Below are 18274 nucleotides of genomic sequence, written 5' to 3'. Positions count from 1 at the left end.
TAAACTTGTCTACAAAGTGTTATACTTTATAGGCAAATTTTTACATTACAACATAATAATTTGTTACAATGTAAGTATTAGTTGTATAAAAATTCTAAAAATATTATTGGGAGGTATTGTTTATGAAGGTAATTTCTTTAATTGAAAATATTTCTGGCTCCAAAAACTTAAAATCTGAACATGGTTTATCTTTGTTCTTAGAAATTAATGATAAAAGATATATATTAGATACAGGAAAAAGTGGAGATTTTATAGAAAATGCTAAAAATTTAAATGTTGATTTATTAAATTTAGATGCACTTGTAATATCTCATAATCATTCAGACCATATTGGTGGTATAGATAAATTTTTTGAAATTAATAAAGATATTAATGTTTATATAAAATCGCAAGCTAAATTATATGAATATTTCTGCCATAACGAAAATCAGCAAGAAAACTACTATATAGGAAATAGAAAAGGCTTGTTTGAAGATTTTAATAAAAACTTCATTTGGATAGATGATTTTTACAAACTTAGTGAAAATCTTTATATCTGCTCTGATAAAAACAATAATAAAGATTTCTTTTGTAGAGACAAAAATCTGTTAAAATTTAAAGACAATATGTTCATTGAAGATGATTTTAAGCACGAATTATTCTTAATATATGTGGATGGAGACTATGTATCAATAATAAGTAGTTGTAGTCATAGTGGAATTGTAAATATCGCTCATACGGTTAAAAAATACTTTCCAGATAAATCAATTAAGTTTATTATTGGAGGATTTCATATGGATAATTTATCAAAACAGGGTGGACTTAACTGTTCTACAGAATACATAGATGATGTCATAAAGGAACTTAACACAATTGGTTTTCAGAAAATATATACATTCCATTGTACAGGACTAGTTGCATTTGATTACATGAAAGAATTACTTGGAGACAAAATAGAATATTTTAAGACAGGTGACTTTTTAGAAGTGTAATTTTATAAACTAAAAATAAAAAAATAAAATCCCAATCTATCTATAGATAGATTGGGATTTTATTTTTCATATAATCATAAAGTATTTATAAACTAGTTAGACTCATTTTTTGTTCTCTTAGTCATATAAGCATACACTGGTAATCCTATAGCTGTTATTATAAGACCTCCAACAGATATCATAGTAGTTTTCATACCTGCGAAGCATAATTGATTAACTACGACAAATATACCACTCACTATAGCTATTATTGGAACAATTGGATATAGTGGTACTTTGTATTCTCTTGGTATATCTGGGTGAGTTTTTCTAAGCTTCATTACCCCTATAAATGTCAATACATAGAATATCCAAGTAGCAAATACTGCTAAATCAGTTAATAAATTAAATTGACCTGATAAAGCATAAATAGCTGCAAGAACAGATACTAATGCTATAGAATTTGCTGGAACTTGAGCAGAATTTAATTTAGAAAACACCTTATATTTAGGCAAAGTTTTATCTGTTGCCAAAGTATAGGCCACTCTTGAACCAGTTAATAAGAATCCATTTAATGCTCCAAATACTGAAATTAATATACCTACAGATATTATTTTTCCACCTATTGAACCAAATATAACCTCAGCAACTGCTGATGCTGGTGAAGCGTAAGTAGCTAGTTCACTAGCTGGTAATACCCAAAGATATGCCAAGTTTATTACAAAGTAAACAGCCATAACTACTGATAATCCACCTATTATAGCTTTTGGAAGGTCTTTTCCTGGATTTTTCATTTCTCCAGCCAAAGTACCAACATTCATCCATCCATCAAATGCAAATAATATAGCAATTAAAACTTGACCTATTACACTACCTAGACTTAGTCCTTCACCAACCATAGGACTAAGTATTGGATTATCTCCACCACCTTTAATAAATCCAACAATCATTATTAATATAAGTGGTATTAATTTACATATCGTAGAAATTGTTTGTATAGCTCCCCCAGTTTTTGAACCCAACATATTCAACCCTGCAACTATCACTATAATCCCAATTGCTATTGGAAGTAATAATGATGAATTACCAATTAAAGCTGATGCTTGCTCTCCAAATATGACACCTAATGCTGCCATCATCCCAGGATAAAATAATACAATTTGCATCCATCCAGTTAAAAATCCTAATTTATCTCCATAAATCTCTTTTATATATACCATCATTCCACCAGTTTTTGGTATTGCAACTGATACCTCTGCAGCTGTAAGCCCAGCTGTTATAGTTATGATTCCTGCTATTAACCATGCCAATATACCAAGTCCTGGAGCTCCTCCAGTTAATGTATAAACTGCTTGTGGTTTAAAAAATACACCTGCCCCTATTACTGAACCTACAACAGTTGATAATGCTGCAGATACACCAAGAGTCTTTTTTAGCTCACTATTTCCCATTTTTTTCCTCCTACTTCATCTTATTTAATTTTAATTTCATAGTTATATAAGCATCTACTATGCCAATATTATAGAAAAATAGTTTTTATTATTTATTAAAATAAAATAACATATGCTAAGCTTTTGTAAATTTTAATTTTAACTAAAATTAAAATTTTTTTAAAAAAATTATAAAAATTAAAAATCCAAATACGATGATACTTTCTTCATAACAGTTAAATTGTTTTACATTTAAATATCCATTTGCCTCTTAGAATAGCTTACATCCCTAAGTCAAAATTAATTTAAATCTTTTGCAATAAAATTTCACTGTTTTTCAAAACATTTTATTATATTCATATAATTTGTATTTTATTATTAATTTTTTTGACGGAATAATATCATTTTTATTTATTTTATAGCTTGTTTTATAGTAATAAATAATTTAACAATTTATTATAACCCAAATTAAACCATAAATCAAAATTAATATTTTATTTTTTAGTAAAAAATAAAATATTAATTTTGAAAACGTTTACTTTTTATTAAAATTTAGCCTATTCCATCTTAAAATATATCCTTTTTAAGCCCATATTATTCAATATGAAAATTAATTCAAAATCATTCTTCTTAAATATTAATTAGATAATGATGTTTTTTCTAAAACAAATAATGTATTATAATCGTTTTGTAGATAAATTGTATACATAATAAACTTAAGCAAGAAACCTTCGATTTTACTCTACAATATAAAAATAGAAAATAAGAAAGTATACCATTTTTTCTAAAAAACGGTATACTTTCTTATTTTCTATCAATCTATCTTTATTCTATTTTCTTCTTTTAATTAATTCTTTTTTTATTTCATCAATTTCAACATCTTTTTCTATCATTAAAACCAATGTATGATATACTAAATCACTAATTTCATAAATAAGTTCACTTTTATCTTCATTTTTTGAAGCTATAATTACTTCACTGCTTTCCTCTCCAACTTTTTTAAGAATTTTATCCAAACCTTTATCAAAAAGATAGTTAGTATAAGACCCCTCAATAGGATTATTTTTTCTTTCATTTATTAAATCATATAATTCTTTTAATGTATTTTTTTGTACTTCAAAATCAATTTTATCAGTATCATCAAATAAATCTCTATAGAAACAAGAATAATTACCTGTATGGCAAGCTACACCTGTTTGTTCAACTAAAAGTAATATTGTATCTACATCACAATCATAAGAAATTTTGACTACTTTTTGAATATTTCCAGATGTCTCACCTTTAATCCATAATTCTTGTCTACTTCTGCTAAAGTAACAAGCTATTTTTTCTCTTAAAGTTTTCTTTATAGACTCCTCATTCATATATGCTAACATCAATACATCTTTACTTATTACATCCTGAACAACAGCAGGAATTAATCCTTTATCATCAAATTTTACATTTTTTATAAATTCTTCAAATTCTTCACTGCACATATTATTACATTTATCATTCATTTTCCCATTCTCCTTATAGATATTTAATTTATAATCTTACTTCTACACCCATTTCTTTTAAATACTTCTTCAAATCCTTTATTTTTATCTCTCCAAAATGAAAAACAGATGCTGCTAAAATTCCATCTACATTAGATTCTTTGACTGCTTCATAGAAATCTTCCATTTTCCCAGCCCCTCCAGATGCTATAACAGGTACATTTACTAAAGATGTTATTTTTGAAAGTAACTCTATATCATATCCATTTTTCATTCCGTCTTCATCCATACTATTTACAACAATCTCTCCAGCTCCAAGTTCAACACCTTTAACTGCCCATTCAATTACATCTAAATCTGTTTTCTCTCTACCACCTTTTACATATACACTCCATGAACCTTCTTCATTTTTTTTTGCATCTATTGATAAAACTACACATTGTGCACCAAACTTTAATGAGGCTTCTCTTATTAATTCAGGATTTTTTACTGCTGATGAATTTATAGAAACTTTATCAGCACCTTTTCTTAAAATATTAGTAAAATCTTCTAATTTATTTACTCCTCCACCCACACAAAATGGGATATTTATATTTTCTGCAACTTTAGATACAAATTCTAAAGATGTCTTTCTGTCTTCATTTGATGCAGTTATATCATAAAATACAAGTTCATCTGCACCACAGTCACTATAAAATTTTCCAAGGACTTCTGGACTATCAACATCCACTATATCTGTAAATTTTTTCCCCTTTACAACTCTTCCATTTCGTACATCTAGGCATGGTATTATTCTTCTAGTAAGCATAGTTGTTGAGCCTCCTTAAAGTCTATCTTCTTATCATAAAGTGCTTTACCTATTATTGCTCCATATAAGTTCATATTTTTAAGTTTTTTGATGTCTTCAATAGAAGTCACTCCCCCAGAAGCAATAACATTTAAAGATGTCTCTTTTGATATTTTTTCATATATATCAAAGTTTGGACCTTGAAGCATACCATCTTTTGATATGTCTGTATAAACAATCGTCTTTACTCCTGTTTTTTCAAGTTGTTTACATAAAGTAAGAGAATCTACATTACTTACAACTTCCCAACCTCTAACCGCTACCTTTCCATCTTTAGCATCAATTGAAACAACAATTTTTTCTTGATATTCATTAACCAACTCTTCAACTAACTCCATATTTTCAATTGCTATACTCCCAAGTATCACTCTAGTAACACCTGCTTTTATTAAATTTTGAACTTTTTCCTTGTCTCTAACCCCTCCACCTACTTGAATAGGTATTTTTATATTGTCTGCTATATTTTCAATTGTTTTTGTATTTACACCAAATTCACTTCTAGCTCCATTTAAATCTACTATATGTATATATTCTGCACCTTCATTTTTCCATTTATATGCTACCTCTAATGGATTATCATAATATACATTTACTTTATCAAAATCACCTTGAGTTAATCGTACACATTTGTTATCCTTTATATCTATTGCTGGAAATATTATCATTTTATCATCTCCCCATATGCTTTTAATATGTTTAAACCTACTTCTCCACTTTTTTCCGGATGAAATTGTATACCATATACATTATCTTTTCTAACTATAGCTGGAATCTTCTTCTCATACTCTGAAAAAGCAACAAGTTCTTCATTTGATGAATTTGCATAATATGAATGAACAAAGTATACATAGTCATCTTCTTTAATATATTTAAGGATATCATCATTTTTCTTATTAAATTTTAGATTGTTCCATCCCATATGTGGAACTTTTAAACTTATATCCAGTTTATCAATGCTACCTTCTATAAGACCTAACCCTTCATATTCTCCATATTCATAGCTTTTTTCATAAAGTAATTGCATGCCCAGACATATGCCTATTAAAAACTTTCCCTTTGACACATGTTCTTTTATTATTGGTACCAAATCTAGTTTATTTAAGGCATTTATAGAATCTCTAAAAGCTCCAACACCTGGAAGTATTAGTGAATTTGCCTCCTTTATTTCATTTAAATTGTTAGAAATTTTAGTTTCTATTCCAGCCTTTTTAAAACCTCTGGACACAGAATCTATATTTCCTAGACCATAATCTACTATTATATTCATTTTATAAGACCCCCTTTGAAGATGCTATTTCATTGGAAATTACTTCACTACCTTCTTTCAACGCTCTTGCAAATGCTTTAAAAATACTTTCTATTTTGTGATGGTCATTTTCTCCATACAAAAGGTTAATATGTAAAGTTACTCTAGATTCGTTTACAAAAGCTCTAAAAAATTCTTTAAAACACTGTGTACTCATACTACCAATCATTTGAGTATCAAACTTTGCATTAAATACAAGATATGGTCTGTTGCTTATATCAATCGATACCATGGATAAAGATTCATCCATAGGTATGTAGATAGTAGAATATCTTCTTATTCCTTTTTTATCCCCTAAAGCATTTTTAAATGCCTCTCCTATAGCTATACCTATATCCTCAACACTATGATGGTCATCTACATATATATCTCCTTTACAAATAACCTTTAAATCAAACTTACCATGAAATGCCATTAAAGTAAGCATATGGTCTAAAAATCCAATTCCAGTATCTATCTCAACTTTTCCAGTACCATCAATGTTTAGTTCTACTAAAATCTGTGTTTCAAGTGTATTTCTTTCTATCTTCCAAATTCTCATACCTAATTCTCCTTTTGAAAAATATCTTTTATAGTATTTACAAACATAATATTTTCTTCTTTATCACCAATTGTAACTCTATAATAATTTTCTAGTTTTCCACTAAACTTTCTTATTAGTATTCCTCTATCAATCAGCTTTTGTGATAAATTTTCTATCTCAGAATAAAACAATATAAAATTTGCTTGTGATTCATACACTTTGAGACCTATATCAATCATTTCTTTATATAATTTTGCTCTTTCTTTTTTTACTTCCCTTATATAAGATTTCACTACTTCTTTATTTTGCAATGCTCTTGTAGCAATGAAATCTGATAATGAATTTAAGTTATATGGAGGTCTTACCTTCTCAACAGAGTTTATTAAACTACTATTAGATAACATATATCCAGTTCTTATGCCAGCTAATCCAAATGCCTTTGATAGCGTTCTAAGAACGATTAAGTTTTCATACTCAAAAACATTCTCTAACATGCTTTCTTCCCCAAAATCCATATATGCTTCATCTAAGACTACTAAGCTGTTAGTTGAGTTTAAAAGTTTTATTATGTCTTCTCTTTTAAGTATTGTCCCTGTTGGATTATTAGGATTACAAACAATTATTATCTTTGGATTATTTTCTTTTACTTTTTCAATTACATCATCTATATTTATAACTAAATTTTCATCACTCTCAACACCTATAAACTTTGAACCATTTATCTGACTGTATATAGAGTACATGCTAAAACTTGGAGAAAAACTTAATATTGTTTCATCTTTATCTACAAAAGTATGTATTATCAAATCAATTATTTCACTTGACCCATTTCCTACTAAAAGGTTTTTCTTACTTACTCCAGAAACATCTATGTAGTTTATTATAGACTCTTTTAAATCGCTATAAGAGTCTTCAGGATATAAATTTAAATCTATATCACTATCTCCAAGCTCTTTAACAAGATACTTAAACAACTTTTTATTTCCTTCATTTGCATCAAGCTTTACCTTACAATTTACACAATTTGGTTCGTATCCCTTTAGCTCTCTTATACTTTCTTTTTCTCTCAATTTAAACCTCTCCTTGTCAATTTTAATTATATTTTAGTTATCAATTTCCTTAAACAAACGAATTATATTTTGAATTTGTTCATACTTAAATCTATAACTAGCTCTATTTGATATAATCCTAGCACTTATATCGCATATATCTTCTAATATTTCAAGTCCATTTGCTTTAAGTGTATTACCCGTTTCAACTATATCAACAATTACATCTGATAAGCCTACTATTGGAGCTAGTTCAACAGAACCATTTAGTTTTATTATTTCAATTTTTTGACCTTTTTCTTTAAAGTATTTTTTTGCTATGTTTGGGTACTTTGTTGCCACTTTTAGATATTCATCTTTTCTATATATACTATCTCCCTTTAGTCCTGCTACTGCAAATTTACACTTTCCAAAACCTAAATCATATATTTCATATACATCTGTTTCATTTTCTAAAATAGTATCTTTACCTGCTATACCGAGGTCAGCAACTCCTTTTTCAACATACGTAACTACATCTGATGGTTTTACATGTATATATATGATTTTATTTTTTTCATCTTTAAAAATTAGCTTTCTTGTATCAGTATCTATACTATCCCCCAACCCCATTTTTTTAAATTTTTTAAATGATTCCCCTTCTATTCTTCCTTTTGCTAATGCTATAGTTAAATAATCCAAAATAATACCTCCTTTTCAATCTTACTTATATACATACTTCATTAATTCATCAACACTTAATGTAAATCCAATAGCTGGAATTTCTTTTCCATACTCTTTAGTTAGAGAATCATATCTTCCACCGCTTAGAATTTCTTTATATGAGTCTGGATAGTATCCTCTAAACATAACTCCTTCATAATAGTCAAGCATTGTAATCATTGATAAGTCAAATCTAGCTTTATCTAAAAAATTACATTCCTCAATTAAATCGTTTATTTGTTTTAACTCTTCAAGTGCTTGTTTCATCTTATCATTACAATAGAATTTTTGTGCCTTTTCAATAACATTATATAGATTACCTTGAAAACTTAAGATATTTGATAATAATTCTTTTACATCATTTTTAATTTTTAAATCTTCAATATATACTTTTAGTTCATGGTTATTTTTGGTATACAATAAGTTTTTAATTTGATTTTCACAATTCTTGTTCAATTTTAATTCCTCTAATAGTCCATTAATATATTTACTACTACCAACCTCCAAAATAAAATTATTGTTGTACTTTTCAAGTATCTTAAGAGCCAATTTTACCACTTCTCTATCTGCTTCTAAAGAAGATTCTCCTAAGTACTCACAACCTATCTGTCTTATCTCTTTTATTCCAACTGTATTCTTATTTTTATATATAGATGAATTATAAAAAAGTTTAAGTTTTAAACCATCTTCCCATCTTGGTATGAGACTTTTTATTATACTTGTAGTTATATCAGCTCTTAGGACCATTACTCTTCCATTTACAACCTTTACCATAGATTCTTTTGGAATTTTACTATTTATATTTGTAAATTCATCATATTCTTCAAATAATTGTGGTTCTATTTGAAAATATTCTTCATCTAAGAAAAGCCTGTCTATTTCTCTTTTTAATTTGTATCTTTTTTTAGAATAAATAACTTCATCTTCAATCCTTAAAAATTTCATACTCTCACCCTTTTCATTAAAATTACTCTTACATTTGCAAATTTAAAACAATAAAAAAGCCATATAGGCTTTATACCTATATGGCTATAATTTTCTTTTAAAATTACTTCCCATCATAGATACAAGACCAATTACACTAAAAACAGGGCTTGTGTCTATGAATCAATTTCATATTACAATCCCTTTAGTCTATGATGATGGTGATGATTTAATTTTATATTTAATTTTTCTACATTTAATCTCACCATGATAATTTCCTCCCAAATATTTTTTATTAATATTCTAAATTTACAGTTTTTTTATTACTATTAATGATAATATACTTTTCAAAAATTGGCAATAGTTATTTAGAAATTTAAATAAAATATTTTATATGATTTTTTATTTGTACAGTTAGATATTTAATCTTTACTTAATTTGGAAATTTTGTGTATAAAAAATGAAATTTCGGGAAAAATTGTAATAATTTAAAAAAACTTATTAAAATATAGTATAATAAGTATATCTTAATGTAAAGGGATGATTTTATGTATAAATATGATGACTATGTAAATTTAACAAATGATTTAGATTTGCCTGTGGAAATTAGAAATAAATGTGTTAGAATTGTTAGTGTGTCAGAGAATTTAGAGGATATAATTATAGTACATAAATTCAAACTATATGTCGTAAATGAGAAGTACATTAAAGGAATTATGGAATAGACATTTTGAATATGCTATTTTTATAAACAAGTTATTATAAATATAATTTGATATTTATAATAAGGAGCTGTCTTATAATAGAAGATACATTCTATATAAGACAGTTCTTTTTATTTTCTTCATTGTAGAATTTTTAGTATCAATTAACTGGATTTTTAAACTATAAAACATACAATAAAACAGCCAAAAAGTGGAATAAAGAACCTAACATAATAAAAATATGAAATATCTCATGAAATCCAAATTCAGGACTTATATTTGGCTTCTTAATAATGTAAATAACTGCACCTATAGAGTAAGATACACCTTCTATTATTAATAAGTTAAGACAATCCTTAGGAATTGAATTAAATGCATTTATATCAAAGACAATTGCCCACCCCATAAGTAAATATAGACTTGTAGACAACCATCTAGGTGCATCCATCCAAAATATTTTTATTACTATACCAATAAATGCAACTATCCATATTGCTGTAGTAAATATTATTCCCTCTTCTTTTTGCATAAAATACAAGCATATTGGTGTATATGAACCAGCAATCAATACATAAATCATCGCATGGTCTACTTTTCTGAAAAATAATTCTTGTTCTGGTGTACCTTTTAAAAAATGATAATATGAGCTTGCACTATAAAGAGCAATTAAAGATAATCCAAAGACAGACACAGACACTATCATCAAAAAAGAAGTTTGTTGTAAAGATATAGATTGAAAAATTAAAATTATAGTAGCTATAAGAGATAAACAAGCCCCTATAAAATGAGTTAAACTACTTATTGGGTCTCTACCCTTTAAAAAAAATTGATACATTTCGTCCTCCTACAATTATGTATTTTAAAAATTATATTTTATATATAGTTTTTAATACTATATTATACATTTAATTATACCACTTTATATATCTTTTGCAACCATTAATATTGTTTTATTTTCTAAATTAGTGTATTATAGATATTATGGAGGTAACATATGATGAACAATGAATTAAATACCATAATACTAGAAATGCTAAATAATACAGATATAACTTCAAATGATATTCCATCTATTGACCTATATATGGATCAAATTATTTCTCTAATTGACAATAAACTTTCTGCCAATAAAAGATTTGACGATGAAAAAATTCTCACTAAAACAATGATAAATAATTATAGTAAAGAAGGATTAATCAAACCTATTAAGGGAAAAAAATATACCAAAGAACAAATCTTACAAATGATAATCATTTATTCTATGAAAAATACACTTACAATACAAGAGATTAAAAGAATCTTAAATGGTGTATACGAAAAAGAGGATTTCAGTGGAGAAGACTTAGTGGCATGTTATGAAAAGTTTATATCAATAAAAGAAAGGCAAAGAAATAATATGCCAAACTTTATAGAGTCTAATTTTGAAAATATCACTATTAATCCAGAAAATAAAGATGATTTATTGATAGCCTTACTAAGCTTAACTTCAATGGCTGACCAATTAAAAAGTATTTCGGAAAAAATAGTAGATACTTTTTTCAAAGATACTCCCAAAAAATAATTTTAATAAAGTAAGACTGAAAATAAATATTAAAATACAATGTAACTTAAATTAATCATTATTGTATACAATATAATTTTCAGTCTAAATATTAATACTTTCTATTTTTAACTCCTTCAAGAATCTCCATATCTAAAGTTTACAAATTTAATTTTATTCTGTTTAAGTTTTGACAATGTGAACAATTCAAATTAACTTGAATTTGTTTATACCCTATGAAAACGGCTTGTTTAAGTATACCAGTGCCATCATCTATCATCACTACATTGTCTTTTATCTCTACATGGAAATTATTCTCTTGATTACACCAATAACAATCATACTTCTCATTACTTTTTTCTTCTCGCATGATTTTCGCCTCCTTCAATATAAGTTTCTACATTAAGAGAGGTTTTTCCTTTATATTTTCAATAAAATAAAATATTATAACTAAAACTTCAAAGAATCAATTATACCTTCTATTTTTTCAGATGCTTTTTCTATTGCACTTTGTCTTTCTTCTTCACTAGTTCCAGTTCCATCTACTAATAATTCATCAAATTTTTTGATTCCTATAAATTTCATGATACTTTCCACATAATTTAATCCTTTATTCATAACTGGCTTTAGTACCCATGGTATATGTCCACCTGAAGATTGTATATATACCATACTTCTATCAATATCATTTAGTATTCCTTGTGGTTTATCATCACCTTCAAAAGATATAGTTTTTCCATCTTGAATTATACAATCTATATATTCTTTAAGTGGGGCTGGAAAAGATAAACTCCACATAGGAGCTGCTATTACATATACACTTGCACTCACAAATTGGTCACAAAGACTTCTAATTTTTGCAAGTTCTTTTCTATCCTTATCATCTAATTGCTTAGCAGCTTCTTCACTAACTATACTATTTCTTTTTTCAAAGTATTGATATTCCAATCTTGGTATATGTTCTTTATAAAGGTCTACTTCTTCAACTTCAAAATCCTTATTTTTTTCCATAAATTTATTGATAAACTTTCTTGCTACAGTTTTACTTGAAGATAAATCTTCTGGTTTTGAATTCACATTTATATATAATAATTTTTTTTTCATAAGCTCACTCCTAAGATTATTTTTATATTATTATTTCACAAAAATAACCATTCTATTCTGTAGTTAAATTATAAAGTTAATAGAAATATATTTCTTAAATAATCTTAAAAAGTAAATTTATAGAATACAAGAATAAAATATAATTAATTATACAATATAATTTTAAATATATTAAAATTCTAATCAAGCAATTACTTATAATATTTTAGATAAAATAAGTATTCTATGAAGTTATGTAAATTCCTCTTAGAATTTCTAACTTCAATAAAAAATGGTATAGTGCTTTGACACTATACCATTAAAATTATTAAAGTATTTTTTAATACTTCTTCTTCCATTTTGCGCTTCTTCCCCTTGCAACAACCTCTATCTTATCTTGTTTTCTTAGATTATTAAAAACTCTATTTATAGTAGGTTCTGGAATATCAGGACATAGGTCCTTTATATCTTCTTTTGTAAAATATCCAAGAGTAGAATTTATTATTTTTTCTATTCTGCTAGTTTTTGTCTGTCTTTTCTTATCAGATACATTTAAACTGTCATCTAACTTCTTATATGCAGTCAATATAGTTTCTAAAAAATATTCAATCCAAGCATTCATATCTGATTTTTCATTCCCTATAGAGGACTTCAAATAGTTTAAGTTACTATAGTACTCATATGAACTGTCATCAAATATTTTTCCTAAACTTATATATCTTCCAACTTCATATCCACTTTTATTTAACAGCAATAATATAAGTACTCTTGCCATTTTTATATTACCTTCTTTAAATGGATGTATCAATATGAAATCTAACACAAATGCAGAAATTAATATTAATATATCAATTTCATCCTCATCTATCAATGTATTATAAGCTTCACATATTTCTTCTACGGCTTTTTCAACCTTATTAACACTTGCGTCACCATTCATGAAGTCACTATTTTTTAAATTGTATTCAAAAAATCCACTCTCTGATTTATAGCTTCCCCCTCTAGTAGATGAAAATTTATATAAGTATCCATGAAGTTCAAGAATTGTTTGTGAGCTTATTGGGATACTCTCATAAGCACTATTAATAGTTTTTACTACATCTCTGTATTCAACAATACTTAACTCTTCTCTACTTTTAGGTGTGACTTCATTACTTATTAATTTTTCTAAATTAAAAGTATTACTTTCTTTTTGATTTCCAATATATGTAGATTCTGAACAATCTACTAAAGATTTTTTTTCTAGACTTTCTAAAATTTCTTTCGGTTGTTTTTTGTAAAGCAGTTGTCTACCCTTATACTCATTTATCTTAGACAACATTCTAGCTACATTCATGTTTACATACATATTTTTTAATTTGCTTTTTTTTGTAAATTCCATAAAATCACTCCATAATTAGAATTTCTCTTCTTTTTGACAGCGGTTTTATTTTATCATATAATTGTATTTTTTACAATTTTTTACTTATTTATCTGAAATTATACTTTTTATTCGGTCGTTATTTCGCTTAATCGTTCACTTTTAGGTGTATATCTTTTCAATTCTCTAAATACTACTACACCTGTAATTACTGTGGCTATAAAGTCAGATACTGGTTGAGCTGTCCATACACCCTTTAAACCTAAGAATGTAGGAAGAATTATTACTGCTGGTATCAATAAAATTACCTGTCTTAGAAGACTTAATAACATTGCCATTTTTGCTTTACCTATAGATTGTATAAAGTTTGTTCCTGTAATTGATAAACCTACTATTGGTAACATAAGTAGATATATTTTTAAACCATCTACAGATATACTCATAAGTTCAGCGTCTTTATTAAATATTCCTATAATTGCCTCTGGGAAAAGCATAATTACTACCATACCCATACATAAAATTATAGTAGCTACTACCAATGAACCTAAGTATGCTTTTTTAACTCTATCGTATTTTTCAGCCCCATAGTTAAAACCTATAATGGGTTGCGCTCCCTGATTTATTCCAAAGATAGGCATTAAAAATACCATTGCTATAGAAGAAATTGTAGCCATAGCTCCTATAGCTAAATCTCCACCATGAGTTTTAAGAGCAATATTTGATATTACTTGAACTAAGCTTGCTGCAAGTTGCATAGCAAATGGTGACATACCTATCGCAAAGACTGCTCTTACTAATCTTTTATCTAATTTTAAATGAGATTTACTGAATTTTAAATTTGATTTTCCACTTATATAGTAGCCTATAGTTAAAATAGCTGTAAGAGCTTGAGAAGTTACTGTAGCAATTGCAGCTCCTTGTATTCCCATATTGAATCCAAATATTAACATCCAATCTAAAACTATATTAGTTAGGCATCCTATTATCATTATTCCTGCTGAAATCTTAGGGCTACCGTCAGCTCTTATTGAGTGATTTAAAGAAAAGGATAGAAGATTTACTACTGTTCCTAATAAGATGATATTTATATATGTCTTTGCATATATTAGTGTATTTTCACTTGCTCCAAATAACGTAAGTATTTTATTTGCAAATAATATCCCAAGTACCATTATTATAATTCCTGTAACTACAGCTAATGTCATTGCATTTCCTATAAGTCTTCTTGCATCTTCTACTTTACCTTGCCCAAGTTTTATTGATATAGTCGTTGTTGTTCCTATTCCTATCAACATACCAAATGCAAGTATTATTGTCATTATTGGCATCGTAACACCAAGACCTGTTATTGCAAGTGGTCCAACCCCTGGTATGTTCCCAATAAAAATTCTGTCTACCACATTATATAGACTATTTACCAGCATACCTATTATTGCTGGTATAGAGTATTTCAGTAGTAATTTACTGATTCGTTCTGTTCCTAATAATTGTTGATTATCCATCAAGTCTCCTCCTTCTTCTAATATTTAATTTTCCACATATTACAAGGGAGGTGCATATGCCCTCCCTTAATATTAACTACTTTTTAAATATTAATTTTCTATAATATATATTATATACCACTTTAATCAAAAAACCAAACTTTTCTAATATAAAATTTCTTTAGCAAATGAAAATAAAGTGAATATATACCTGAGAGCACTAATAATATACCCACATTTTTTAAGTTAAAACTATTATTTAGTACACTATTTAAAAAGAGTAAAGAAAATATGTTATTTGCAATAGCTATAATAAAAGGTACAAAAAATAGTATGCCTATCTCTATACTAACAATCTTATTCATATTTTTAAAAGATAGACCTATTTTTGATAGATTGTGGTATTTAACCTTATCAAAAGGTTCATCTGTATATAGTCTAAAATACAAAAAACTAAGAACTGCCATAAACAGAATAACACCTATGAAAATACCCATAAAATGAAGAATTTTACTTTGCTGTAACTCAACTAAATACATATCTGGTAAAGTTAAAAAATATGACTTTATATCATTTCTATCTAGGTTAAAATGTTTTTCTTTTAACGCTTCAGTTATATCAGCACTATTTTGCCAGTTTTCATAATCAAATCCATAAAAATTTATTTTTGAAAACTTACTTTGTATATTATTATATAAATTATCATGTATAACTATAATTTTACTAAACATACCTGTAGGAAAAATTATCCTATCTGTTGATTCTTTTATCTTTATGTTTATGTTTACATTTCTTATTTTATAAGATTTAATATCTTTTAAAGAATTTATGTGCTCTTTTGAATTATATCTAGGGACTATAATTCCCTCATTTTTCTTTAGATTAATTTTATCTAATCCCAATTGTTTTGATAATTTATTATAGTTACTTATACTTAATAATACTTCATTATTATATTCAAGCATAGGAAAACTTAATTCCTTATAATCATATTCTTTTATTGTATTTCTAATTTCTTTTAATTCTTCATATTCTTTGTTATTATTATCTTCTGAAAAATATGAGTAAACCATTGGAAAATTCTCTTTAGAGGATTTACCTTGTGAAGTTACAAGCGTTGAAGTTGTTGTAAATGCTACTAAGGTTCCAGATAAAAGTATTGTCATTAAAAACAACAATAGAGAATTATCTTTCATCTTATATACTAAATTACTTATAAGCAACATATTTGTTTTATTTTTATAAAACTTCTCTTTATTTTTCATATGCTTTAATATTAAAATGCTAAACTGAGAAAAAAATAAAAACGTTCCTAGCGTAATCAACAGTGCTATCGTGTACATACCTTCATTTATATTTAACTTATTACCAAATAGTATCATAGCATATCCTATCATAAGACATACTATGCCAAGTATCCCAAATAATCTTGAAGATTTTATATCTTTTTTAGGTTTTTTTGTACCTACTAAAAGTTCAAAAATATTGTTTTTGTTTAACAATTTTAAGCTAAGTGGTCCTGTTATCAAAAACAACAACATAAAAGATATAATTGTCATTAGTATCGCTTTTATTGGAAAGTAACTTTCTGTCAAGTTCATATAAAATATTTTACCTAAATACAATAAAAATAGATTAGAAATAGATAGCCCTAAAAGTATTCCTAATATTATTGCTAATAATCCTATTATTAAATTTTCAATCAATATCAATCTTTTCAGTTGTTTATTACTCATTCCAACTATCATCATAACTCCAAAATCCCTTAATCTAGATTTTAAGAAATTTCCTAAAGAATACAATATAAAAAGTAGACTAAATCCTAATATTATTAATTCTGAAGTCATAAGAGCCATAAATGCAGTAGAGCCACTTTGGATTCCAGAATCAGTTATAATTGGATGAAACATAGATACTGCAAATACAAAGAATATCATTATAGAAAAAATTGAACTTAAAAAATACGCTAAATATGCTCTAAAGTTTCTAATTATATTATTATAAGCAAATCTTCCAAAATTCACTACCTTACACCTCCTATTTGAGACAATACAGATAGTATTTTATTGTAAAAAGAACTATTTGTGCCTGATTTCTTTATCTCTGTATATATGCATCCGTCCTTTATAAAAACGACTCTATCTGAATGGCTTGCACTATATGCTTCATGAGTTACCATAAGTGTAGTTACATTTTGTTCTTTGTTTATCTTAGTAAATAACTCTAAAACATCATCAGTGGATTTCGAATCAAGATTCCCTGTTGGTTCATCTGCAAGAAGTAATGATGGCTTATTTATAATTGCTCTAGCAATTGCACATCTTTGAGCTTGTCCTCCTGAAATCTCATAAGTTCTTCTATCTAAAATTTTATCAATACCTAAAAATTCAGATATATTTTTAGTTTCCCTGTTCATTTTTTTTACATTTCTACCATCTAGTGTAAGTGGCAACATTATATTTTCACCAACTGTCAAAGTGTCAATCAAATTAAAATTCTGAAATACAAAACCAAGTTGTTTTCTTCTAAATTCAGCTAATTTTTCTCCTTCTAATCTACTTGTATCCTGTCCATTTAATATAACTTGACCTTCACTCTGCTTATCAATTGTAGATATTATATTTAAAAGAGTAGATTTCCCACTTCCAGATAGACCCATAACAGCTACAAATTCACCTTTTTCTATACTTAAATTAATACTATCTAATGCTTTATATGGAACTTTTCCATAATATGTTTTTGATATATTTTTAATACTTAATATGTTCATTTTATATTCTCCATTACTTTTTTATTTTTACTATATTAATATACTATCGTGAATATATCATTTTAACCATAAAAATACTCTAACAATTAACTTACATATTTGTAAGTTAATTGTTAGAGTACCAACA

19 protein-coding genes are annotated in these 18274 nt (G+C 26.6%); 3 read left to right on the top strand and 16 right to left on the bottom strand.

Going from position 1 to position 18274, the window contains the following annotated elements; all coding sequences use genetic code 11:
• The first annotated feature begins 122 nt into the window (after positions 1-122).
• Positions 123-971, top strand: a complete 849-nt coding sequence (locus tag KGF46_RS02500; RefSeq protein WP_227827409.1) for an MBL fold metallo-hydrolase — start codon at positions 123-125, stop codon at positions 969-971.
• 92 nt (positions 972-1063) lie between these two features.
• Here KGF46_RS02500 and KGF46_RS02495 read toward each other — a convergent pair whose 3' ends face one another.
• The 9 genes from KGF46_RS02495 to KGF46_RS02455 form a co-directional block, all read right to left on the bottom strand.
• Positions 1064-2401, bottom strand: a complete 1338-nt coding sequence (locus tag KGF46_RS02495; protein ID WP_227827408.1) for an APC family permease — start codon at positions 2399-2401, stop codon at positions 1064-1066.
• 809 nt (positions 2402-3210) lie between these two features.
• The gene (hisIE, locus tag KGF46_RS02490) at positions 3211-3879 is read right to left on the bottom strand and encodes a bifunctional phosphoribosyl-AMP cyclohydrolase/phosphoribosyl-ATP diphosphatase HisIE (protein ID WP_227827407.1); all 669 of its coding nucleotides are present in this window, start codon (positions 3877-3879) and stop codon (positions 3211-3213) included.
• Between the two features lie 28 nt (positions 3880-3907).
• Positions 3908-4666, bottom strand: coding sequence for an imidazole glycerol phosphate synthase subunit HisF (hisF, locus tag KGF46_RS02485; RefSeq protein ID WP_227827406.1), 759 nt, complete (start codon positions 4664-4666; stop codon positions 3908-3910).
• Complete coding sequence (gene hisA, locus KGF46_RS02480; protein WP_227827405.1) at positions 4648-5370, bottom strand: 1-(5-phosphoribosyl)-5-[(5-phosphoribosylamino)methylideneamino]imidazole-4-carboxamide isomerase; 723 nt, start codon at positions 5368-5370, stop codon at positions 4648-4650. The genes hisF and hisA overlap by 19 nt, the downstream gene beginning before the upstream one ends.
• Positions 5367-5972 carry an imidazole glycerol phosphate synthase subunit HisH gene (gene hisH / locus KGF46_RS02475; RefSeq protein ID WP_227827404.1) on the bottom strand — a complete coding sequence of 202 codons (606 nt, stop codon included), beginning with the start codon at positions 5970-5972 and terminating at the stop codon, positions 5367-5369. Before hisH ends, hisA begins: the two co-directional genes overlap by 4 nt.
• A gap of 1 nt (position 5973) precedes the next feature.
• Positions 5974-6552, bottom strand: coding sequence for an imidazoleglycerol-phosphate dehydratase HisB (gene hisB / locus KGF46_RS02470; RefSeq protein WP_227827403.1), 579 nt, complete (start codon positions 6550-6552; stop codon positions 5974-5976).
• 2 nt (positions 6553-6554) lie between these two features.
• Complete coding sequence (gene hisC / locus KGF46_RS02465) at positions 6555-7604, bottom strand: histidinol-phosphate transaminase (RefSeq protein WP_227827402.1); 1050 nt, start codon at positions 7602-7604, stop codon at positions 6555-6557.
• 33 nt (positions 7605-7637) lie between these two features.
• Positions 7638-8264 (bottom strand): ATP phosphoribosyltransferase, encoded by a 627-nt coding sequence (gene hisG / locus KGF46_RS02460; RefSeq protein WP_227432938.1) that lies wholly within the window; start codon positions 8262-8264, stop codon positions 7638-7640.
• Between the two features lie 21 nt (positions 8265-8285).
• On the bottom strand, positions 8286-9230 hold the full coding sequence (locus tag KGF46_RS02455; protein WP_227827401.1) for an ATP phosphoribosyltransferase regulatory subunit: 945 nt from the start codon (positions 9228-9230) through the stop codon (positions 8286-8288).
• 527 nt (positions 9231-9757) lie between these two features.
• Between KGF46_RS02455 and KGF46_RS02450 the strand changes: the two genes are divergently transcribed.
• On the top strand, positions 9758-9934 hold the full coding sequence (locus tag KGF46_RS02450; protein WP_003420092.1) for a hypothetical protein: 177 nt from the start codon (positions 9758-9760) through the stop codon (positions 9932-9934).
• A gap of 160 nt (positions 9935-10094) precedes the next feature.
• Here the strand turns inward: KGF46_RS02450 and trhA are convergent, their stop codons facing one another.
• Positions 10095-10748, bottom strand: coding sequence for a PAQR family membrane homeostasis protein TrhA (gene trhA, locus KGF46_RS02445; protein ID WP_227432934.1), 654 nt, complete (start codon positions 10746-10748; stop codon positions 10095-10097).
• Between the two features lie 159 nt (positions 10749-10907).
• On the opposite strand from trhA, the gene KGF46_RS02440 reads away from it, so the two are divergent.
• A complete protein-coding gene (locus tag KGF46_RS02440) occupies positions 10908-11474 on the top strand; it encodes a DUF1836 domain-containing protein (protein ID WP_227856580.1) in 567 nt (188 codons plus the stop codon).
• A gap of 139 nt (positions 11475-11613) precedes the next feature.
• On the opposite strand, the gene KGF46_RS02435 is transcribed toward KGF46_RS02440, so the two are convergent.
• The 6 genes from KGF46_RS02435 to KGF46_RS02410 all read right to left on the bottom strand — a co-directional run bounded on the left by KGF46_RS02435 (position 11614) and on the right by KGF46_RS02410 (position 18147).
• The gene (locus KGF46_RS02435; protein WP_227432931.1) at positions 11614-11823 is read right to left on the bottom strand and encodes a hypothetical protein; all 210 of its coding nucleotides are present in this window, start codon (positions 11821-11823) and stop codon (positions 11614-11616) included.
• Positions 11824-11903: 80 nt separating this feature from the next.
• A complete protein-coding gene (locus KGF46_RS02430) occupies positions 11904-12557 on the bottom strand; it encodes an FMN-dependent NADH-azoreductase (protein ID WP_227827399.1) in 654 nt (217 codons plus the stop codon).
• Positions 12558-12876: 319 nt separating this feature from the next.
• The gene (locus KGF46_RS02425; protein ID WP_227827398.1) at positions 12877-13917 is read right to left on the bottom strand and encodes a Fic family protein; all 1041 of its coding nucleotides are present in this window, start codon (positions 13915-13917) and stop codon (positions 12877-12879) included.
• Positions 13918-14024: 107 nt separating this feature from the next.
• Positions 14025-15398, bottom strand: coding sequence for an MATE family efflux transporter (locus KGF46_RS02420; protein WP_227827397.1), 1374 nt, complete (start codon positions 15396-15398; stop codon positions 14025-14027).
• 122 nt (positions 15399-15520) lie between these two features.
• Positions 15521-17401 carry an FtsX-like permease family protein gene (locus tag KGF46_RS02415; RefSeq protein WP_227827396.1) on the bottom strand — a complete coding sequence of 627 codons (1881 nt, stop codon included), beginning with the start codon at positions 17399-17401 and terminating at the stop codon, positions 15521-15523.
• On the bottom strand, positions 17401-18147 hold the full coding sequence (locus KGF46_RS02410; RefSeq protein ID WP_227827395.1) for an ABC transporter ATP-binding protein: 747 nt from the start codon (positions 18145-18147) through the stop codon (positions 17401-17403). Before KGF46_RS02410 ends, KGF46_RS02415 begins: the two co-directional genes overlap by 1 nt.
• Positions 18148-18274 lie beyond the last annotated feature (127 nt).

Origin of the sequence: Clostridioides sp. ZZV14-6153 (assembly GCF_020657855.1) — a bacterium.
GTDB lineage: Bacteria > Bacillota > Clostridia > Peptostreptococcales > Peptostreptococcaceae > Clostridioides.
The sequence above is the reverse complement of the archived record's forward strand: the minus strand, read 5'-3'. Positions and strand labels throughout refer to the sequence as shown.

Bases quoted from the DNA above. Each gene is read 5' to 3' on its own strand.
- KGF46_RS02500 (WP_227827409.1), top strand. From the start codon at position 123: ATGAAGGTAATTTCTTTAATTGAAAATATTTCTGGCTCCAAAAACTTA.
- KGF46_RS02495 (WP_227827408.1), bottom strand. From the start codon at position 2,401: ATGGGAAATAGTGAGCTAAAAAAGACTCTTGGTGTATCTGCAGCATTA.
- hisIE (WP_227827407.1), bottom strand. From the start codon at position 3,879: ATGAATGATAAATGTAATAATATGTGCAGTGAAGAATTTGAAGAATTT.
- hisF (WP_227827406.1), bottom strand. From the start codon at position 4,666: ATGCTTACTAGAAGAATAATACCATGCCTAGATGTACGAAATGGAAGA.
- hisA (WP_227827405.1), bottom strand. From the start codon at position 5,370: ATGATAATATTTCCAGCAATAGATATAAAGGATAACAAATGTGTACGA.
- hisH (WP_227827404.1), bottom strand. From the start codon at position 5,972: ATGAATATAATAGTAGATTATGGTCTAGGAAATATAGATTCTGTGTCC.
- hisB (WP_227827403.1), bottom strand. From the start codon at position 6,552: ATGAGAATTTGGAAGATAGAAAGAAATACACTTGAAACACAGATTTTA.
- KGF46_RS02455 (WP_227827401.1), bottom strand. From the start codon at position 9,230: ATGAAATTTTTAAGGATTGAAGATGAAGTTATTTATTCTAAAAAAAGA.
- KGF46_RS02450 (WP_003420092.1), top strand. From the start codon at position 9,758: ATGTATAAATATGATGACTATGTAAATTTAACAAATGATTTAGATTTG.
- trhA (WP_227432934.1), bottom strand. From the start codon at position 10,748: ATGTATCAATTTTTTTTAAAGGGTAGAGACCCAATAAGTAGTTTAACT.
- KGF46_RS02440 (WP_227856580.1), top strand. From the start codon at position 10,908: ATGATGAACAATGAATTAAATACCATAATACTAGAAATGCTAAATAAT.
- KGF46_RS02435 (WP_227432931.1), bottom strand. From the start codon at position 11,823: ATGCGAGAAGAAAAAAGTAATGAGAAGTATGATTGTTATTGGTGTAAT.
- KGF46_RS02430 (WP_227827399.1), bottom strand. From the start codon at position 12,557: ATGAAAAAAAAATTATTATATATAAATGTGAATTCAAAACCAGAAGAT.
- KGF46_RS02425 (WP_227827398.1), bottom strand. From the start codon at position 13,917: ATGGAATTTACAAAAAAAAGCAAATTAAAAAATATGTATGTAAACATG.
- KGF46_RS02420 (WP_227827397.1), bottom strand. From the start codon at position 15,398: ATGGATAATCAACAATTATTAGGAACAGAACGAATCAGTAAATTACTA.
- KGF46_RS02410 (WP_227827395.1), bottom strand. From the start codon at position 18,147: ATGAACATATTAAGTATTAAAAATATATCAAAAACATATTATGGAAAA.